The following is a 19,106-nucleotide window of genomic DNA, read 5'->3' on the forward strand; positions in this document are numbered from 1 at the left end:
TTATTTTTATAATTCATTTAAAATTGCAGTACACTGTTTAGTAAAAGACCATTCTTTAATTTTAATGGCTGATTTTTTGCCCATTTCTTTTAAAGTAAATTTATTACTTACCATTAAATTGAGCTTATCAGATAAACTTGCTAAGTTATTGCTTTCAAATATATAACCATTCTCCCCATCAATCACTAAATCTTCTGCACAACCTACATGATCTGAAACTAAAATAGCTTTACTGCAAGCCATTGCTTCGTTAACAGCTAAACCCCAAGTTTCTTCGGAGCCCTGTGATGGTAAACAAAATAGATCGCAAGCTTGATAAATGACAGGCATTTGTGTTTGGTTTTGAAAATCCATAAAATGAATCTTTTGAGATTTGAGATTTGAGATTTGAGATTTGAGACTGTTTTCCAATTCTCCATTTCCTACAAACAACAAATGAACACCATCCAAATTCAAATTTATAAAAGCCTTAAGCAACAATTCAGGATTTTTCTTTGCTTCTAATTTACCTGCAAATAAAATTAACATCTGATCAGGTGAAATTTGCAGTTGTTGTCTTAATTGTAAAGCTTCTTTGCTTCTATCTTCAGCAAATCGATTATTATCTACAGCGTGGGGAGCAAAAACTAATTGATTTTCCTTTAATCCAAATTTTTTAAAATAGGCTTTGTTGGCAGAACCAACATAAAAAGCTTTATTGCTGTGCTGGTAAACCCATTTTAAGAATAAACCTCTCAGAATCTCTTTAATTCCCTTTCGCTCATCAATTAAAGTAGAATCTCCTCTGAACCAAAGCGGAATTTTACCTTTAAAATAGCGAAGAGCGGAGATATGACTTTGATAAGCCCAGCCGTAAATTAAGATAGCCATTGGATCAAAATCCTTAATTTTCTGTTTTAGGGTTGGATTTATAATTCCACTAAAATGATGTGAACCAGGATTTTTTGCTGTATTTGCTAAAAACTCATATTCATAACCTTGCAATAAAGGTAAATCCCAATCAATCCATTTCTTAAAATCTGGATCGTATTTAGCTTTAGCACCTTCCTTACCCCAAGTATAAAAAACTTTTAACTCGCAACTTTGAGCCAATAATTGAAATAAAGGGACATAATATTGGATAGGGTGGGTGATGATGATGGCTAGTTTTTTCAATTAAATACTACGATTAAAAATTTTAAATGCAGCAGCACTATTTAACCTATCTGTCACAAATTCAATATCCCTTAAATAAATGGTATTGTGACTTCCAAATATTGTAATTTCTACAAGTTCCCTTTTTAGTGGATTATAATCATGCGGTTTAAAACCATTGCTTAATAGTTTATCATGTATTTCTTGGTCATCATATCCATATCTGCTACCACTTCCATTGAGTTCAATTATGATGGCTTTTAAAGTTAAATCTGCTAATGTTAGGTTAGCTCCATTTAATACTTCTCTCTCAAATCCCTCTACATCTATTTTAATTAAACTTGGCTTATTTTTAAGGTAATAAATATCTAACATATCTGTTTCAACTAAAATAGTATGCTGATTATCCTTAACATTTATGAGAATATGATTGGTAGTGTCTTCATCAACTGTAAAGTAAAGTTTATCTTTTTTACTGCTGATGCCTTTGTTTTCAGTTGTTACCAAATTGCCCAGCTTATTCAAATCAATATTCGCTTTTAAAATGGAGTAGGTTGTTGGTATGGGTTCAAATGCGATGGTTTTGGAATTACACAAACCAGAAGCCAATAGTGTATATGCGCCAACATTTGCGCCGATATCAAAAAAGGTATCTTCTGAACGCAAGAAATGAAGTAGAAAACCCATGTCATTAAATTCGTGCAAACCACAATAGATGTTGCCAGTAATGCCAGTAAGCTGTTTTTTTGCGTAAAAGTTAATATTTCCTATGAAATGCTTAACGTAAAGCTTCTCAGGAAAGAAAAGAGTTTGTAATTGCCATAACAAAAATTTTTTATAAGCTTTAAAAATGTATTTTTTAGCTAACGGATGGTTATGAATAAAGGAAAAAGTTCGTTTGAATTTAGATAGCACTTATAACATTATTAAATAATTCACATTGCAATTGAGCTCTTTTTTCAGCAGTGTATTGTTTAAAATTATTCCAATTAATTTGTCTTTCGAATTTATAACTTTCAGCGAGCTCTTTTAGTTCTAAATATGTATTATGGATAAGCTCATCATTAATTTCCTCCAAAGGGATTACTTTTCCTTCAGAGCATTCCTTTATAATATTAATAGCTGAACTTTTTGGATGAAAGATGCCAATCATGGGCTTTTTTGCCAAGATGTATGGATAAATTTTCGAAGCAGTATATTTCGCATCATCTGACCCAAGCATCATTAGAACATCTGCATGTTGAAGGGTTTTAATTGCAGCGTAGAATGGAATTCTGTTAGTTTGTTCCGTTACATAATTATTTACATCAATTTCATCAGCAATTGGCATAACACTTGCCTTACCGAGACCATTTGGCGCATAGCTTGTGCCGAGAAAATAAAAATGGATTCTACAAAAAAGCTTATTGTTGGTCATCAATCCGTGCTTGTAAGCTAGAAATAATAACGTAAGAGATTTTCTCATTATATTTCCAACAACTCCTACGTATAAGAACTTGATTTTTGAGTTGTCTAAAATTAAATTGTCGTTGGCTAACTTAGCAATATCAAAATCTACAGTCGATGCGCCAAAAGTGATAACTGTTTTAGGTATTTTTTTTACATTAGAGTATCTGTTCTCTAAATCATTAAGATAGGCTTGAGAAACGCTAATTAAACCGTCTACATTTTTCATGGCTAACGGCTCCAAAAATTTATTCAACCGATAGGAAAACCAATATTTTGGCGGACGATCTTCTTTCGGTTTGTTTTGATAGTAATCAGTGTGCCATGGATCTTGCATGTCAATCACATAAGGTACATTGAACTTAATTTTCCAATATGCCCCGAGAATTAATAATGGAAATTGTGTAGTAGAGAAATAAACTAGATCATACTTTTTACTTTTTAGCAGTTTATTAACCTTGCTTTTATATTGCCAAATAGAGCGTAGTGAAATGCTACCCAAGCCAATTTTTTTTGTAACTTTTTTAGGTAATGCTGATACACGATGAATAACTATATCATTTGGTATAGATAATGTTAATAGTGGATCTTTAATCATATCTACGTATTTTTCATCTACAACCACAACTTCCACATCCCAGCCAAATTCTTTAAAATACGGTAGACTCATTCTTACACGGTGCATATCTGCTGCATTAACGGGTGGAAAATAAGGAGAGATAATAAGCGCCGTTTTCAATGGTATAAAGTTTTTCGAACTAAGTTAATAAATAAACGTGCCTCATTTTCCCAATTATATTTGGTTTTCGCTAACTGATATGCATTTCTCTTAATGTCGCTCAATCTTCCTTTTTCATTCAAAAGCATTTCAATATGAGAGCGAAGTTGATGGATATTAGCAGTTTCGTATATAAAACCGATTTCTTGATTTTCTTCGAGGAAAGCTCTTTGTGCCAATGTATCGCTCGCTATTACGGCCAGGCCAGAAATCATATAGGTGAAGATTTTATTCGTTAGGCAAATATTTCTATTGAAGGGTTTTTTACGTTCAAGCGCCAAGCCTACATCAAAATTACTAGCTAATTCAAAGATTTTGACGCCAGATACTGGTGGATGATAATTAATCTTGAAATTAGATAGAATGTCAAAATATCTAAGGTCGGTTTTGTTTATGCTACCTAACAAATGTAATTCAACTAATGGATTATTAATTTGTTTTACAGCCTCTATTATATCTTCTAAACCTCTATCTCTACCAATTGTCTGAGAGAACCAGAATAGTTTTATGCCATAACCTTCATGTTTATTTAGTATTGGCTGATACTTTAACTCGAACACATTATTGATAACTATTGGATCCAAATTGGGATAAAGTGTTTTATAACTTTCTGCAATTAATGGACTAGCGCAAGTAATATAATCCACTTGAGTTAAATATTTATCTTCAATAAAAGTTTTGAGTTTAACGTCAAAACTTTCAAGGTCATCAGAGGTCTCATTTCGATGAAAATCTTCTGCGTCGAAGCCTGATTTAGCTTTGTTTTTTTCTGCAGCTTTTACTGCAATAGGTAGTGAGGCTAGATTATGAGCTATATATATATCGGCTTTCCACTGCTGTGCTTTTTTCAGAAATTCGAAGTAGGCTTTCGAATAAATGAATTCTTGATACCTTGCAATTCCTGATTTTTTAATAACTGCTAAGCATAACTTATGAAGCAGTTTAGTGAAAAATTTAGGTTTAATAATGTCGTAAGAGATTTTAGGATTCTGATCTAAAATTTTTTGATCTTCTAACTTCAGATAGGCTAAGTTCTGCATGAAAATTATATGTACTTCATATTCATGTGCTAAGCTTGCCCTAACCTCCTTTATTAACCTTGGGTTGCTAGAAATATGATTAGGTGTAATGAAACAGATTTTTGCGGACATTAATTTAGCTTACTCTCTATGGTTTCAATTAATTTTTTCCTGTAGGCTGGCCAACCATAGTTTTGAGCTTTTAGTTTAGCCTTTAATCCCATTTGAAGTAATTCATCTTTATGATTGTAGCTCCAAAGCATTTTTTCTAACAAATCGTCCTTGCTTCCAGCTTCTACCAATAATCCATCAATTTCGTGAATGATTAAATCGGGGGCAGCTGAATTTTTACTAGCTATTACAGGTAAACCACTCGCCATTGCTTCTGTAATAACCATGCCAAAACCATCTGCTAAAGTTGGATTAACAAAAACAGAGGAATTTTGGTAAATATCCATCAACTCTTCATGTCTAATGTTACCAAAAAAATGAACGTTTTTTGGTAAACCTAATTTTAATTTCTCTGGTAAAAAGTAAGCTCCATATAAGTGTAATTCAACTTTGTCAAATGGTAATTGTAGCTCATTCCAAACTTCTAATAAAATGTGAATACCCTTATTAAAAGTTAAATTTCCTGCATACATAAAAATAAAAGTATCTTTTTTCTTTTTATGATTTAGATGAACCTCAGGAAATCCTAAAGGAACCACAGCAATTTTACTTGGGCTTACCCCAGCGATAATTAAAGAATTTTTCGTAAAACTGGAATTACAAATGACAATGTCAGCAAGCATGATCTCCTCGTCTTTTCTTGCGTTTATTTTTTCAGGCTTATCATATAATGCTAATTTCAAGGAGGTGGTAATCAGGGTTGGATATTTTATAAGTTCAGTTTCTATAATTTTTTTAAATAATTTATGATGAACGCTTGTTTGCTCATAAATGGCGAAAATATTTTCCTTTTTTGCCTTTTTAAGAGTTTCCAAAGCACAATGCTCATAGGTATGTATAGCATCGATATTCTTTTTTGATATCGTTTTTGCGACCCATTTATCAAACTTTAGTTCAGCATAATACCATATTAAATCTGTTATCTTTGCGCTTAGTTGGCGTGCCGATAAGCTACGCAAAATCTCCAAAATGGGCTTGTTTTCAAAGAAATTAATCGGAATAGAACTAAATTGCCTTCTGCGCAGTTCTTTTTCTATGAATTTTATTCTTGACAATAAAGAGTAAAATTTATGACTTGGATGATAGAAAAAGGTAGTAAAAAATTTATGTAATTTATTTCTTTCAAAATAGGCAATAACATTTTGTTTTACATGTGGACCAACAGACGGATTAGAAACTGCTACTTTCATTATTATAGTTTATTCATAACCTTTGATACAATTTTTGGTGATTTCTTTACGTAATAAGAGGTTAACCCAAAAAATTTCTTGATTGGCCCAAAGAATTTACCCATCCAAAGGTATTTGTAAAATCCAGAATCAGTTATATAAAATATATCCGGTATCTCCTTCCAATTCGGATAATCAAAATATATTTTTCTCTTGTTCATTACATAATGAAAGTAACCTAGTGTTTTGTTTTCTAGATATAATTGACCCTTTTTAAACTTGATAACTCTATTAGCAGGTAGGTTTTCACAAATGAAAGTCTTAAAAGATGATTTAATATTTCCCAACTCTGATTCTTTTGCCACAATATAAGTAAAGCAAGACTTTGGAAGTTCCAATTTGCCTAAACCAAACCATATTTCTGAATTATGGCTTGTTTCGTCAATCCCCTCATATCGTTCACTTTTTGCTAATTTTTCAAATTGATCGAGTTTTTTAAATAGGTTATTATTATAATTATTGTTTTTTATCAAAGTGAAAGAACCAGATACGATTTCTTCTCGAGCTGAAATAACATCATAAGATTTAGAGATTTCATATTTAACTTTTTCTTCTAAATTTCCGTAAAAAAGATCAATATCTCCATAACCCCAATATTCATAACCAATCGTGTAATTATCGAATATAATGCCGTAAGTTGGCTTGAAGTCGCATAATTTGTAGGCATTGTTTAGCGCAAAACCTGATAAACTAAGTTTAACCTCAATTAATGATGAAATTTCATTTAAACTGCTTTTCTCAAATCTTATGTTGTTAGGATATTTTTTTGGTATGGGTAGGTCAGTTATAAATAATATTTGTAACCATTCATTATGGCTACAACTACTTAAGTACAATTCAAAATATTTTGGCCACTCTCCAAAATAAGGAATAAGTAACAAGATTTTTTTATAATTCTTGCTATCTAAATAGTCTATCACCTTAAATTTTTTCCAATAAGTTAACAAGCTCACTCGAAGAATTGTATACTTCCACTTGAAACCCTTTGTCTCTCCAAATCGACATATCACCTAAATTATTTGCAATTACTGAAACACCATTTTCAATAGCTTCATATAGCACATAAGGTCCAGTCTCATACCAAATTGATGGGATAATCAGTACATCAATGTCTTTATAATATTTGCTAACCTCTTCATTGCTTAAGTTAAACTTCCACAAAATATTTTGATGAGATAAACTCATCTTTTGTATTGTTGTCAAATATTCAGCATCATTTTCAATACCAATGATCAAAAGGTTTAAATCCTTTCGATGAGACAAAATAAATGAATTAATAAGTATATGAAGGCCTTTTTCTCTACTTATACGTCCAATAAATGCAATAGTTTTTGTTTTTCTGTTCACTTTTTTTTGTGGAACTAAAACCTCTCCAATTAGTTGCGTTGTTATTTTAATTTTAGCACTATCAAAGCCATTTGATAAAAAGATTTTTTCTTGCCAATTTGTAAAAAGATATAATTTATCACATAATTTATTTAGTTTTTGTAAATCTCTCTGTTTCTGGGTCACCACATTGAAAATAGATTTTGGCCAGCCGACAATGTCGACGCTTTTGCTTACTAACTTGCATAGTTGTCTTGGAACACCTTTCTTATTTAGATAACATGCCTTGCATAAATTATTATCAATTTTCCCATGGCAAGCTGTTTCTCCAAATTGCATTAAGTCACCATGTATGCAGGTTATTGCCGGAACATGAGCGGTAAAATGGATCTTTATACCATTTTTATGTACTTCCTCTAAATGAAATATATTAAATGCAGGCGTTAGTGTATGAAAATGAATTAGATCGAAATTCTCCTTTTCCAAAATGGACTTGAAGAAGATTAGATTACTTGGATTAGTGCACCCAGTAATAATACCTCTGTCAGTACTTGTCTCATCTGGCAAAACAATAACTTCCAAATCCTGAAAGTAAAACTCGTCTTGAACGGATTTAAATGCAGTGATTACTTTGACAATATTTCCCTCAATTATTAATTTTTTTGCTAGATTTAGTACATATTTCTCTGTACCGCCATTAGAATATGGATAGAAATAGGCGCTAACTAAAGCTATTTTCATCCTATCAATCTCCTTTTTAGCATGGCAACTTTTTCTGCGTTCTTGTAACCTAAAATACTTGACAAAATTCTCAAACTTCCTTTTTCCTCTGGAATATAATTTGGCGAGATTTTAAGCAGAAAATCAATTGCTTTATTTTGCAACTTACGATCTAAATATCTAAACTCATTTATACAATATCGAACACATCTCACAATTGCATGTTTTTCTTCCTTTTTAATGGCACTTTCCTTATTCCAATAGTCATATATTTCTTGTGCATTTACAAAACAGTCTTTTACAAATGCTAAATTATTCTTAGTAGAAAGCGAATTTCTTTGGCCTATTCTATAGCTAGCCATAATTCCGGGAGTGTAGGTAAAGATTCCATTAGATAAGGCTGCGTCTAATAAGTACCTTGCATCTTGGATAACGGGTAAATTTTTATTCCATTGGATAACAGAAATAATTTTTCTCGAAAAAAGCAGCACAGCTGGAGGACACCAAAAATCACTAAAAATATTTACTGCTACTGAATCCGACAACCTCCGCTTTATCATTTCTGTAATTCTCATCTCGCCATCTTCAATTACAAATTTTTGCCAGTCACCGTATGCTATATCTGCATCGTGCTGTTTTAATGCGGAAATTTGTACATTTATTTTATGCTTATCAAGTAAGTCATCTGCATCTAAAAACTGAATATATGCTCCTTTGGAATTTTCAGTACCCAAGGTTCTGGCATTACTAACTCCTTGATTTGGAGTAGAAATAATTTTTATTTTTTCATCAAAAGCTCTTAGAATTTTTAGTGTATCGTCTGTAGAACCATCGTTTATTACGATGATTTCTATATTTTCATATGTTTGTTCAAAAACAGAAACCAAAGTTTTTTCGATAGTTAACTCAGCATTGTATGCAGGTATTATTACCGAAACTAAATCGTTTATTTTTTTTTCAGCCATTTTTCGGTTAGGTTTAACCCTTCATCGATAGATATTTTAGGTTTCCAATTTAAAAGGTTTTGAGCTTTGTTCGAAGAAAATTTGCTTTTAGTATTTCCGAAAAGTTCGTTTAACCAGATTGGTGGATTAAATTTTTCTTGGCTAAGATCTTTAATTAGAACAGATTGGTTATTTGACCAAATTTTCTCCCTATTATAATTTAATTTACTTTTGAATAGGGGTAATAATTTAAATGAATGCTTTTTAACTTTACCTAAAATTTTATGTCTATTGATAAGCTCAACGAAGCTATAATTGGTAAGCAAGAAGTTGCCTATCTGTTTTAGCGTACTTCTGCTTTCAAAACTTCTATTGAGTAGATCTTCTTTTTTTAAAGAAGGAATATCCTTGCCAAATTCTTTTAGTAAAGGCTTCAGAAAGTCTCGCCACTTGATGTTTCCATCATTTATTATGAAATTTTGGGCGTGCGCACCTTCAGTTTTTAAAGCTAACTCTATTGCATCAAGTAAGTTTTCTATATAAACTACATTAGCTAATCCTTCTCCATTATCTATTAAACAGAATCTATTATTTTGGGCAAGAGTATAAGGCAGCTGGGTATAAGTTTTTCCATCAGGTCCGTAAACGCAAGTAGGGTTTAACAAAACAATTCTAGTTTTAGTCTGTGTTTTGGCAAAATCTAACACCCATTTTTGCATCATTGATTTTGTTTTTCCATAAATACCTCCCGCTGGCTTAATTTTGTTTTGTTCTGTAACCGTACCTTCTGGAAAGCCGTATACATTCATCGTACTTAATATTACAATGGCTTCAACTTCTTCTTCGCATGCCACTTTCACAAGGTTCTTAGTAGCTTCAACATTTATTTCATATGCATCATCATCTTGTGAACAATAGGCGAGGTGAACAATATATTTTTGATTTTTTACATGCAATTTTAATGCATCATATTCTAACAAGTTAACTTTTGGCATTGTTAAATTAAATCTTCCAATTTTTGCGCAGTTTCTGTAGCCCCTAACAACAGCTTTAACCATGTTGTTAGGATTGGCCATTAAACGTTGTATTAGCTCAGAACCTATAAATCCTGTCCCCCCAGTAATTAAATAGTTATCAACGGGGTTACCATTATAGCACTTTTCTTGATGGTGTTTGTATGCTTCAGTAATTAATGCAGTTGTATTTTTTGCTTCGGCTATTGGAACTAATGATGATGATTGTAATAGCAAGTTTTGTATCTGCTGAACAAAGCAAGCCTCAAAAACATAGGCTAAATTTTTATTTGTAAATGCATTTTCCTTTCTAATTTTGTGAATTAGTTCAAACCCAAAAGGTTGAAAATAAGCAAATTCAAAATCATCTTTTTCTAGCCATAATGTTCCATTAGTACCAATAATAGTAAACTTGTTTTCCAAAACTTTCGTTCTTGATAACTTTAATTCAATATCAATTCCAGAACTACTCTTTAATTTGTAATCGCAATTAGCCTCTACGCCACCTTGAAAATCGTCTTTATAACTTATTGAGGTTATAGGTTCTTTCAAAAGATCTTTCAAAAGATCTATATAGTGCACGCCCATGTCGGCTAAAACACCTCCATTTTTTTTACTAAAAATATCTTCGCTGTCGGCAAGCCATGAGTAAGGATTTCCGTCTGCTATAATGATTTTTTTTATCGATCCAATACTTTTAAGGCTATCTTTCAATGCTTGAAAAGATGGCATTAACCTTCTAACCATCGCAACAAATACACTCGATTGATAGTTTGCATTGTGCTGAGTAATCTGTTCGAAAGTTTCATTATCTAAACACAAAGGTTTTTCACAAAGTGTAGTAATATTATTTGCTAAACAACTTTTGATAGCATCTGCATGTAGATAATTGGGGATAGTAATAATAGCAAAATCATAGCAATCCTCATTGCAATCAAAAAAAGCTTGATAGGTGATTTTCTTCACTTCCACGTTTTGTGCCGAAAGTTTCTTAGCATTAGCTTCATTTGGTTCTATTATGGTTAATGAAGTTAATAAGTTAAGATATTTAAAAGCTGGTAAATAATATTCTTGAACAACTGCACCCCCACCAAGGATAAGAATTTTTGGTATACTCATCGTGATTTATTTAATAAAATTTTGAGCCTTAATGCGGGCTTCTCTATAAAATTCCAGCTCAAAAAGGCTAAGAAAAATGTAGGGATAATTGTTATAATTACTAGCATCCACGGAGTAAAATTAGATTTGGTAAGTAAAATAATTTGAATGATTGGAAAATGATAGATATATATACCGTAGGAGAAGTCCCCGAAGTTTTCTATCGTTTTTAAGGGTAAATTTATACTTAGCCATAAAAGTATATATGCTAAAAAAAAAGGATAGAGAGGCATGCTTTTGTTATAAAAAATGTCAATAATAAATAGACATACACTTGCCAAGAATATAAGTTTGCTATATATTATTGAATTGAGTAGCACATTAAAAATCACACCTACACCAAACATATAGGGTAAAATGGCAACCTGCTGTGATGTATACACTTTAAAAAAGATGGTGCATTTGCAGTCACTTAGCCAATAAGTTACGATGTAAATGGTAATTAATAAGATCGTTGGTGCTTTATGTTTTAAAATGCCAAATAGCCCAGCAAACCCCAAAAGCATATAAAACAGAAACTCATAAGCTAAAGTCCATAAAGATCCGTTTAAAGATTTTTCTTGAAGGGTATCAGTCAGTCCACCTATGCTAGGCTGATTTATAATCAAAAACACATTGTTAGAGATGTACCCCAGCTGGCTTTTGAACAGTTGAAATGTAAATTCAGTACCATTGATTTTTAAAATTAAGAATGAGCCTAAAAAAGTGGTTAAAATTAGGCACATCCAAAATGCTGGAAATATACGAATGACACGTTTTAGAGTGAAGCGAATAATTGATTGCGTATTTGTCCAACTAGCTGTTATAAGAAAACCACTCAAGATAAAAAAGCCATAAACTCCGATTGCACCAAAATTTATAAAGCCTATGTTACTTAGGGGGTCATTAATGCCATTCAGCGCAAAACTATGTTGTATAATTACAAGCAATGCTAAAATTAGGCGTAACAAGCCTATTGCATTATGTTTTGGATTAAATCTATCTCCGAATGTTTCAAATGGGTAACTCATACAATTCTATGTGTTTATTTGCCCAGTTTTCAAAACTAAAATTTTGTGAATAAAGTTTATGATAGTCAAATCTTTTCCAATTTTTTGATATGATTAACTCAGCTAGTTCGCCTGATGTTTCTGCTGTAATTTCAGTGCTAAAGTCTAATAATTCATTAACACCATTAGCATATCTAGCAATTACAGGTGTTTTACAAGCAAGACTTTCGGCAATACACAAACCAAAAGTTTCAATTTCACTTATGGATACTGTAACATCTGCTGCGGTGTAATAAGATGCCATAGTAAGCTTATCCGTTACGTAAGGAAGCGTAATTTCCTTAAAATAATTAGTACGTACCTTAACCTCAATTTCATCACCGTAAATTTTGATGAAGCAAAATTTTTGAAGCAAATTAGCCTTTTCCATCTTTTCTAGTAGCTCACTATACCAATCCTTTCCTTTTTTCGCATCATCCCAACGAGCTTGAGGGAAAAAAACGACAATCTCATCATCTTGAATTTTAATCTTTGCTCTTGTAAGAATTATATCTTCTATTTTTTGCTGTCTAAAAACTGAGGTGTCTAGCCCATGTTTAATAACAGTGATACTCGAGTCCAAATTTCTGACCAATTCTTTTGCCTCAGCTTTTATCCATTTAGAAGGGGCAATAAAAAAAATCTTGTGTGCGCTAATAAAAGCCTGTTTTTTTTGCTGAAGATTTGGTGTATTATCCCATTTTAATACAGGATATTCATTTAATTTAGGGCAATTATTGCAACCACTTAACCATTTCTTACAATAGGTAGGGTGTATACAATTAGCAGTTAATGGCCATAAGTCATGTAGGGTCCAGATTACTTTGTTTGATTTAGCTAAATGGTTAAGTAAAATAAATGAGGTTTGCGCTACATGCGTTACATGTATATGAACTACACCTCTAAAATTTTTCAGATAGCTATCAAGCAAAAAATTATCTAGAAAATTAATTAAGCCTGGCTTGGCTAAAATATTTTCAACTTTAATAAGTATGTTTTGTAAATGTCCAATCATACCTCCATACCTCCTATAACCACGACCATGTAAATGGCCTTCTAATCTATCGGTTGATAATACAGAACTTTTGTATCCCTGTTTTAATAAGGCATTATGCAAATCCATAGCGGCTAATGTGCCACCGCTCTTATCCTTGTTAGAAATGATGTGAAGTACTTGCAATGGAAGACTTTTTCTTTAGATAGTTGCTTAAACTTTTTATTTTACGACGGTTGTCAATTAAACTACAAATAAATCCAAGGCGATATTTAAGTTTTTTCTTACGCTCAAGATTTAAATTTCCAATAATGCCGAAAAGATCATATCTGGCTAAGCGATAAATCTCTAATAGCAAAGTTTTTGTGAAAAAAAATGTTTTGTTTTCATTGATTGTATTATAAGGGGTTAAAAGAGCAGCACCGTATCCAAAGAAATAGTTTAACCTCAAAAAATATTTTTCGTTGATTTTTGATGGCGGAAAATTGTGCCTAAATTCTAACTTCTCTAAATAATAGATTCGGAAACCCAATAATCTAGTAATGTAACAAATTTCGGTATCCTCACCACTCATCAAGTTTTTACCATTTCTCATTGCCGATAAATACAATGGCCAATTTTGGTCGAAAACAAAATCGTAAATTTCTTTTCTTATCACCATTCCTGCCCCATAAACGCTACCTATATTTGTCGTAATGTCGGCAGAGCAGAGCCATTGAGCAGCAGCTGCGTAATTATGTAAATGTGGTATTATCCACTCGGGTAGCCTCACTGAATTTGCTGGCTTACCTTTCCCTCCAATCACACCAATTTTTCTATTTTTTTCTAAAAAATCAAATGCAGTATATGCGTAATCTTTATTTAACCAGTTGTCATCGTCGCAGATAATAAGATATTCATATTTAGCATGTTCAACCGCCATTTTAATGGCATTTATCTTTCCAGGTTTCGGTTGAAAAAAGGAACGTATTTGATAATTAGTATTATTGATGATAATATCCTCAATTATAAGATTGGTGCCATCATTGCTATTATTGTCAATGATGATAATTTCCCAATTAATTGCTGTTAAATTCGTTTGAGCAAAAAGATGTTGAAGAGTAGCAGCAAGTTGAAGCGACCCGTTATATGTACATACTAATATTGATATACCCTTGAGAGACATTTAAATTTTATTTTCTAAATGTTCTAGAAATGCTTGATCAGCATTGTGAACGTATTTCGACAGGAAAACCATTTTAGCTTGTTGGCCTATTTCTTTTAATCTGGATCGTTGTTGCCACATCTCATTTAATTTAATTTCAAAACTTTCCTCTGTAGGTTTACTCGCAATAAATCCAGTTACACCATCTTCGATCCATTCATCTACAAAACCAACATTGGTACAAACCGCAGTTCTTCCACAAGCCATAGCTTCAAGAAGTACTGAAGGGGCAGCATCAACTCTCGAAGGCATAAGTAGCAAATGATGAGTGGCCCATATACCAGATATATCTGAATGATGTCCTTTTAAAGAAATGAATTCTGTTAATTTAAGTTTGTTAATTGAATTATTTAATTTCTCGTAATCAGGCCCATCCCCAAATATGCTTAAGTGCCATTTTCTTTGCTGCCATTCGGGTTTCGAAAAAATATTTAAAAGTATATCTTGTCCTTTCCATAAAATATCTAAACTACTAACCATTGCAAATTTGATGGTTTCATTGTCGGGGTAGGACAAATCTGTTATGCTATTTAGGTTTATCGGATTTTGAATAAAGAATACGTTGTTGAGCTCTGTATTTAGTTGCTTCTGTAAAACATTAAACTGTTTTTTTGCTACAAAATAGTTCCCCTTTGCCTCAGAACAAAGCTTAGTCATCTTTAAAATACTTTCTTCAGTTAACACTAAATCGGCAATATAAGAATGAAATGTAATAACGAATTTGGAGTTTGTTTGCGTTAAAAATTTTGCCGTTATATTATCAAATGCTAAATCGTAACATCCAGGCTGATTGACTATAATTAAAGCTGGAGCAAAATTGTTGATTTTAGTTTCTAAATGTCTTGAGAGCATTTTTACAGCATAATCTTTATCTAATCTGCTTAATAGCTTATCTTTAATATTTGTTAGATGGTCCTCAAAAAAAATAACTTTTGCACCAAAAAATTTTAAAATTTCAATTTTATTTGGATCAATATTGCCATCAATTACTACAAGGATGCTGTAATTTTTCTTTGCCGCTAACAGTGCAGTATTAAACCAAAGATTTTCACTGCCGCCCCATAATTTTCCTTTAAGTAATGAGATAAAAACAAGTTTCATTAAGACCGCACAAAATATAAGTTTGCAAAAACACTAAGAAAATATCGTAAACCAAACATTGAAAAAATCAATGGACTATAAATGATATGACTTATCCTCTTTATGTAAGGTATTGACTTTAGGTTTCGACAAAAGATGGAAATTAAAAAGTGTCTCGCTGTATTTACTGTCATGTATTCTTTTGCAACAATCAGTCGATAGCTTAGGAATAAGCTTTCCCATTGTTCAAAATGTTTTAACTTTTTATGATCGTAAAAAAAATTAAACAATAATAAATTCGATCGTTCTGATATATCCTTGGTTAATTGCTCTATTAAGAGAAGTCTGCTTTCATTAACAACCTTTTCTTCTTCAACTTTTTTTAAGTTGGATGTCTGATTTTTATGTGTACGATAAAGAACTAAGCAGTTTGGTAAATTAGCAATTTTTGTTTTCTCACTTAGCCTTATCCATAAATTGTAATCTTCTGCAGCTTTATGATTTTCATTGTATCTGATTTCGGTTTGTATTAGAATCCCATTTCTTATCATAACCGCTGGATGTGCTATCGGGTTTGCGTAGAATAGCATACGATAACATTCATCTGAGTTTTCTGGAAACTCAAGCATATTATAATAATGATGATTTTCATTAAAAATTTTAATCTTTGAGCCAAGCACTCCGATAGAGGCATTTTTCTCTAAAAAAGATACTTGGAGTGCTAACCTGTTAGGTAGATTTATATCATCTGCGTGTGCAATAGCTATATACTTTCCCTTAGCAATAGCAATTCCCTTATTCAATTGTAATGACTGTCCTGCATTACTTTCTAATAGTGTCTTAATTCTTTTATCATAATAGCTATTAACTATAGTAGCTGTATTATCGCTAGACCCATCATCTATAACAATTAACTCCCAATTGTTATAAGTTTGATTGATAACACTTTCAATAGCTTCACTAATGTATTTCTCAGCATTATAAGCAGGCATTATTATTGAAACTAAAGGCTGATCCATTCTTTAGGAACAATATTACTTTCAATAGAATTAAACCAATTTTTGGGGGCAATTACAATTTTATTAATGAACTGATTTAACCAAGCTCCCCACCAACTAAAACTGCTATTTGCAATAATCTGATTTTTGCATTTAGAGATTAAATACATGTCAATCCATGGCTCATTTTCTTTAGAAACTATTTCTTTGTTTGCAAGAAAAGCGAAATTGTTTTTGCACCAATTAGGATCATCTGAAAATATAAAATATTTAGGGTCTATCAATTTACCTTCGAGAATCTTTACAGCGTTTTTGTAGTACGATAATGGTAAAACTCCATGATGTTCATTTATCTTCGATTTAAGATAATCACCTCTTCTGATATGAATAGCTACTGAATTTGAATTCTCTATATCATTTAGCAGTCCTGTAAACTTATCATCCAATTCTGGAAAAGCAAATTCATTTAGCAATGATTTTCTAATTTCATTAAAGTATGTTGGATTTTGGAAATATCCATCAATATATAAAATCTCATTTTGATGTTTTTTGCTTAAATTCTCATTAATATTGCTATCATCTATATGACATATTCTTTTTAGACTATTTGGTAAAAGGAGTTTTAAAAAATCGTATTTTTTGTTTTTGGTTAGGAGTAAACGTTGAGCATAAGGATTTAATATTTTAACCTTGAGCCTTCTGAAAATATGAAGTTCAAACCTTCTTGCTGTAAAGTCTTCAGATGATATATTATTTTTATTTAAAAAACTATCGTCAAAATAAATTTTTCTAGATGATAGTGATCTTGCTGCGGCATATTGGAACATTTGATTTCCTAAACCGCCCATTAGTTTTACAATAACTATCATTTTTTTATAAACCAAAAACAACCACAACCATAGGTTTGTTCAGAACCTAGTGCAAGCGCTGCATCAAAAATAAAATCATTATCATCCTTCACTAAAGAAAAGTTATTAATTTCACATCCATTGAATAGATCAATTATCATAGCTGGATCATATATACGGTGAGCATTAAACATGATTTTTGGTTTACCAACTGGTGTAACAAAAAGAATTGAACCACCTGATTTTGTGACTCTAATTAGCTCTAATATTGCTTTAATATCTCCATCTGGATCTATAGGGTCTCCATATCTACCTAAACCAATGTGTTCTATAGTATGCATGCAAGATATACATTCGATTGTTCCTGTTTCAAAATGGAGATGGGTTAAGTCAGCTTTTCCATTCATTAATCCACTTAGCTTCAAATCCGCAGGTCTGTAGTCGTAAAATTCTGTAGGTGTAAAAGCAGAGATGATGGAGCAAAAGTGCAGGGTAGAGGAGATGTCAATATGCTTTTCAGGATTTATCTGTTTTACTATTCTCGCAGCCCAAGCGGGATGATAAATATAGTGTGCATCAAATCCTGTTTTCTCTGTTTTATCATTCAAACAAGGAAATAAGTCACTATTATTTAGTTCAAATCTTTTTCTTTGGTCTAAGGTTCTAAATAAATTAAGATCATTTAAATAATGTTTAGGAAGATTTGGATGATTGAACAGCTTATTTTTAAGCTTGTGATAAATTTTTTTAATCATTCGTTTTAAGTGTAGATTTCATCTGGTCTATTAATATTCCAGTGTTTACACTATAGTCTAATTTACTTTTATTTAATTGTGCATTCCCAATAACTATTTCAAATTGTATAGCATCTTCTATGAATTGTATATTTTCCTTGTTTTTTGATAACCCAACATGAACAAGATAAGTTCCTGTAGCATAATGGGAGTTTTCTTCAAAAAATGTAACTGCGTACTTCCCTTTTTTTAAATCGCTAGGCTCGTGCCAAGTAGTTTTTAGTGCTATTCCTGTTAAGCTTACGATGCCAACAGCACAAACTAGACCTCTAATTTCTTCATTAACCTGAAAATATATAGTAACACTCCAAGGTTCCAAAACACTAATTTCTGAGGTTTCTATATTATAAGAATTTTTTAGTAGGATAGATAATACGTCTATAATTCGATTTTTAACCGGAACCAAGTCTAAACGAGAAATGTTTTTGTTTTGGTTTAAATAGTCATTAATAATGATAGGTATTTCATTGTAATTACTTGCCGTTCCATTTGTCAATAAGAGCCCCTTATTACATAATTGCTTAATACTTACCATATTATGGCTCACAAAAAGCACCGTCCTTCCTTCGCCTTTGCTCACTTCGCCCATTTTACCTAAGCATTTTTTCTGAAACTCTGCATCGCCTACGGCTAAAACCTCATCCACAATTAAAATTTCACTTTCTAAGTGAGCGGCAACGGCGAAAGCTAGTCGAACGTACATGCCAGAGCTGTAGCGTTTAACAGGTGTATCTAGATAGCGTTCAATTCCTGCGAAATCTACAATTTCTTCTAATTTTCGCTGGATTTCCTTTTTGCGCATTCCTAAAATGGCGCCGTTTAAAAAGATATTTTCTCTACCGCTTAATTCTGGATGAAAACCTGTACCTACTTCTAATAAACTGGCTATTCTACCTTTTCCGGTTATTTTACCAGTAGTAGGGGCGGTAACTTTACTTAAAATTTTAAGTAGTGTGCTTTTGCCAGCGCCATTTCTTCCAATAATACCCACCGCATCACCTTGTTCAATTTCAAAGTTAATATCCTTCAAACTCCAAACTACATCGCTGGTACCTTTGCTGCTGCGGTCATTAGTTTCCCCAATGCGTAAAAAAGGATCTTCTTTTCCCCGTACACGAGCATACCAACGCTCTAAATCTCTACTGATGGTTCCAGTACCTATTTGACCCAATTGGTAGGCTTTAGAGAGGTTTTCTACTTTGATAGCAATGTTTGACATGTT

17 protein-coding genes are annotated in these 19,106 nt (G+C 32.0%); all 17 read right to left on the minus strand.

All coding sequences use genetic code 11. The features are described from left to right. Positions 1-6: 6 nt before the first annotated feature. The 17 genes from FA045_RS14680 to FA045_RS14760 all read right to left on the minus strand — a co-directional run bounded on the left by FA045_RS14680 (position 7) and on the right by FA045_RS14760 (position 19,103). Positions 7-1,155 (minus strand): glycosyltransferase family 4 protein, encoded by a 1,149-nt coding sequence (locus tag FA045_RS14680; RefSeq protein WP_136877829.1) that lies wholly within the window; start codon positions 1,153-1,155, stop codon positions 7-9. Next, positions 1,156-2,049: an FkbM family methyltransferase gene (locus FA045_RS14685; RefSeq protein WP_136877830.1), complete on the minus strand. Its 894-nt coding sequence runs from the start codon at positions 2,047-2,049 to the stop codon at positions 1,156-1,158. It lies immediately after the preceding gene. Continuing rightward, a complete protein-coding gene (locus FA045_RS14690; RefSeq protein ID WP_225871353.1) occupies positions 2,039-3,319 on the minus strand; it encodes a glycosyltransferase in 1,281 nt (426 codons plus the stop codon). Before FA045_RS14690 ends, FA045_RS14685 begins: the two co-directional genes overlap by 11 nt. Then, entirely contained in the window at positions 3,316-4,398 is a 1,083-nt protein-coding gene (locus FA045_RS14695) for a glycosyltransferase family protein (RefSeq protein ID WP_169305065.1), read from the minus strand. Before FA045_RS14695 ends, FA045_RS14690 begins: the two co-directional genes overlap by 4 nt. Before the next feature lie 110 nt (positions 4,399-4,508). Then, entirely contained in the window at positions 4,509-5,738 is a 1,230-nt protein-coding gene (locus FA045_RS14700; protein WP_136877832.1) for a glycosyltransferase, read from the minus strand. 2 nt (positions 5,739-5,740) lie between these two features. Next, positions 5,741-6,697: a DUF6625 family protein gene (locus FA045_RS14705; protein WP_136877833.1), complete on the minus strand. Its 957-nt coding sequence runs from the start codon at positions 6,695-6,697 to the stop codon at positions 5,741-5,743. A 1-nt stretch (position 6,698) separates the two neighbouring features. Continuing rightward, entirely contained in the window at positions 6,699-7,844 is a 1,146-nt protein-coding gene (locus FA045_RS14710; protein WP_136877834.1) for a glycosyltransferase, read from the minus strand. Further along, positions 7,841-8,788, minus strand: coding sequence for a glycosyltransferase family 2 protein (locus FA045_RS14715; protein ID WP_136877835.1), 948 nt, complete (start codon positions 8,786-8,788; stop codon positions 7,841-7,843). The genes FA045_RS14710 and FA045_RS14715 overlap by 4 nt, the downstream gene beginning before the upstream one ends. Further along, a complete protein-coding gene (locus FA045_RS14720) occupies positions 8,770-10,899 on the minus strand; it encodes an NAD-dependent epimerase/dehydratase family protein (protein WP_136877836.1) in 2,130 nt (709 codons plus the stop codon). The genes FA045_RS14715 and FA045_RS14720 overlap by 19 nt, the downstream gene beginning before the upstream one ends. Then, positions 10,896-11,948 (minus strand): acyltransferase family protein, encoded by a 1,053-nt coding sequence (locus FA045_RS14725; RefSeq protein WP_136877837.1) that lies wholly within the window; start codon positions 11,946-11,948, stop codon positions 10,896-10,898. Before FA045_RS14725 ends, FA045_RS14720 begins: the two co-directional genes overlap by 4 nt. After that, entirely contained in the window at positions 11,932-13,146 is a 1,215-nt protein-coding gene (locus FA045_RS14730) for a glycosyltransferase (RefSeq protein ID WP_136877838.1), read from the minus strand. The genes FA045_RS14725 and FA045_RS14730 overlap by 17 nt, the downstream gene beginning before the upstream one ends. Continuing rightward, positions 13,121-14,125 (minus strand): glycosyltransferase, encoded by a 1,005-nt coding sequence (locus FA045_RS14735; protein ID WP_136877839.1) that lies wholly within the window; start codon positions 14,123-14,125, stop codon positions 13,121-13,123. Before FA045_RS14735 ends, FA045_RS14730 begins: the two co-directional genes overlap by 26 nt. Next, on the minus strand, positions 14,126-15,265 hold the full coding sequence (locus tag FA045_RS14740) for a glycosyltransferase family 4 protein (protein WP_136877840.1): 1,140 nt from the start codon (positions 15,263-15,265) through the stop codon (positions 14,126-14,128). Further along, positions 15,265-16,263 (minus strand): glycosyltransferase family 2 protein, encoded by a 999-nt coding sequence (locus FA045_RS14745; protein ID WP_136877841.1) that lies wholly within the window; start codon positions 16,261-16,263, stop codon positions 15,265-15,267. The genes FA045_RS14740 and FA045_RS14745 overlap by 1 nt, the downstream gene beginning before the upstream one ends. Then, entirely contained in the window at positions 16,248-17,111 is an 864-nt protein-coding gene (locus FA045_RS14750; protein WP_136877842.1) for an alpha-1,2-fucosyltransferase, read from the minus strand. Before FA045_RS14750 ends, FA045_RS14745 begins: the two co-directional genes overlap by 16 nt. After that, positions 17,108-17,845, minus strand: a complete 738-nt coding sequence (locus FA045_RS14755) for a DUF268 domain-containing protein (protein ID WP_136877843.1) — start codon at positions 17,843-17,845, stop codon at positions 17,108-17,110. Before FA045_RS14755 ends, FA045_RS14750 begins: the two co-directional genes overlap by 4 nt. Continuing rightward, a complete protein-coding gene (locus FA045_RS14760) occupies positions 17,838-19,103 on the minus strand; it encodes an ABC transporter ATP-binding protein (protein WP_136877844.1) in 1,266 nt (421 codons plus the stop codon). Before FA045_RS14760 ends, FA045_RS14755 begins: the two co-directional genes overlap by 8 nt. Positions 19,104-19,106: the final 3 nt, after the last annotated feature.

The organism is Pedobacter cryotolerans (assembly GCF_005116475.1).
In the GTDB taxonomy this organism is placed as follows: domain Bacteria; phylum Bacteroidota; class Bacteroidia; order Sphingobacteriales; family Sphingobacteriaceae; genus Pedobacter; species Pedobacter cryotolerans.

Coding starts and splice junctions, on each gene's coding strand:
- FA045_RS14735 (WP_136877839.1), bottom strand. CDS start 14,125: ATGTCTCTCAAGGGTATATCAATATTAGTATGTACATATAACGGGTCG.
- FA045_RS14725 (WP_136877837.1), bottom strand. CDS start 11,948: ATGAGTTACCCATTTGAAACATTCGGAGATAGATTTAATCCAAAACAT.
- FA045_RS14755 (WP_136877843.1), bottom strand. CDS start 17,845: ATGATTAAAAAAATTTATCACAAGCTTAAAAATAAGCTGTTCAATCAT.
- FA045_RS14710 (WP_136877834.1), bottom strand. CDS start 7,844: ATGAAAATAGCTTTAGTTAGCGCCTATTTCTATCCATATTCTAATGGC.
- FA045_RS14695 (WP_169305065.1), bottom strand. CDS start 4,398: ATGCAGAACTTAGCCTATCTGAAGTTAGAAGATCAAAAAATTTTAGAT.
- FA045_RS14745 (WP_136877841.1), bottom strand. CDS start 16,263: ATGGATCAGCCTTTAGTTTCAATAATAATGCCTGCTTATAATGCTGAG.
- FA045_RS14720 (WP_136877836.1), bottom strand. CDS start 10,899: ATGAGTATACCAAAAATTCTTATCCTTGGTGGGGGTGCAGTTGTTCAA.
- FA045_RS14740 (WP_136877840.1), bottom strand. CDS start 15,265: ATGAAACTTGTTTTTATCTCATTACTTAAAGGAAAATTATGGGGCGGC.
- FA045_RS14715 (WP_136877835.1), bottom strand. CDS start 8,788: ATGGCTGAAAAAAAAATAAACGATTTAGTTTCGGTAATAATACCTGCA.
- FA045_RS14700 (WP_136877832.1), bottom strand. CDS start 5,738: ATGAAAGTAGCAGTTTCTAATCCGTCTGTTGGTCCACATGTAAAACAA.
- FA045_RS14750 (WP_136877842.1), bottom strand. CDS start 17,111: ATGATAGTTATTGTAAAACTAATGGGCGGTTTAGGAAATCAAATGTTC.
- FA045_RS14760 (WP_136877844.1), bottom strand. CDS start 19,103: ATGTCAAACATTGCTATCAAAGTAGAAAACCTCTCTAAAGCCTACCAA.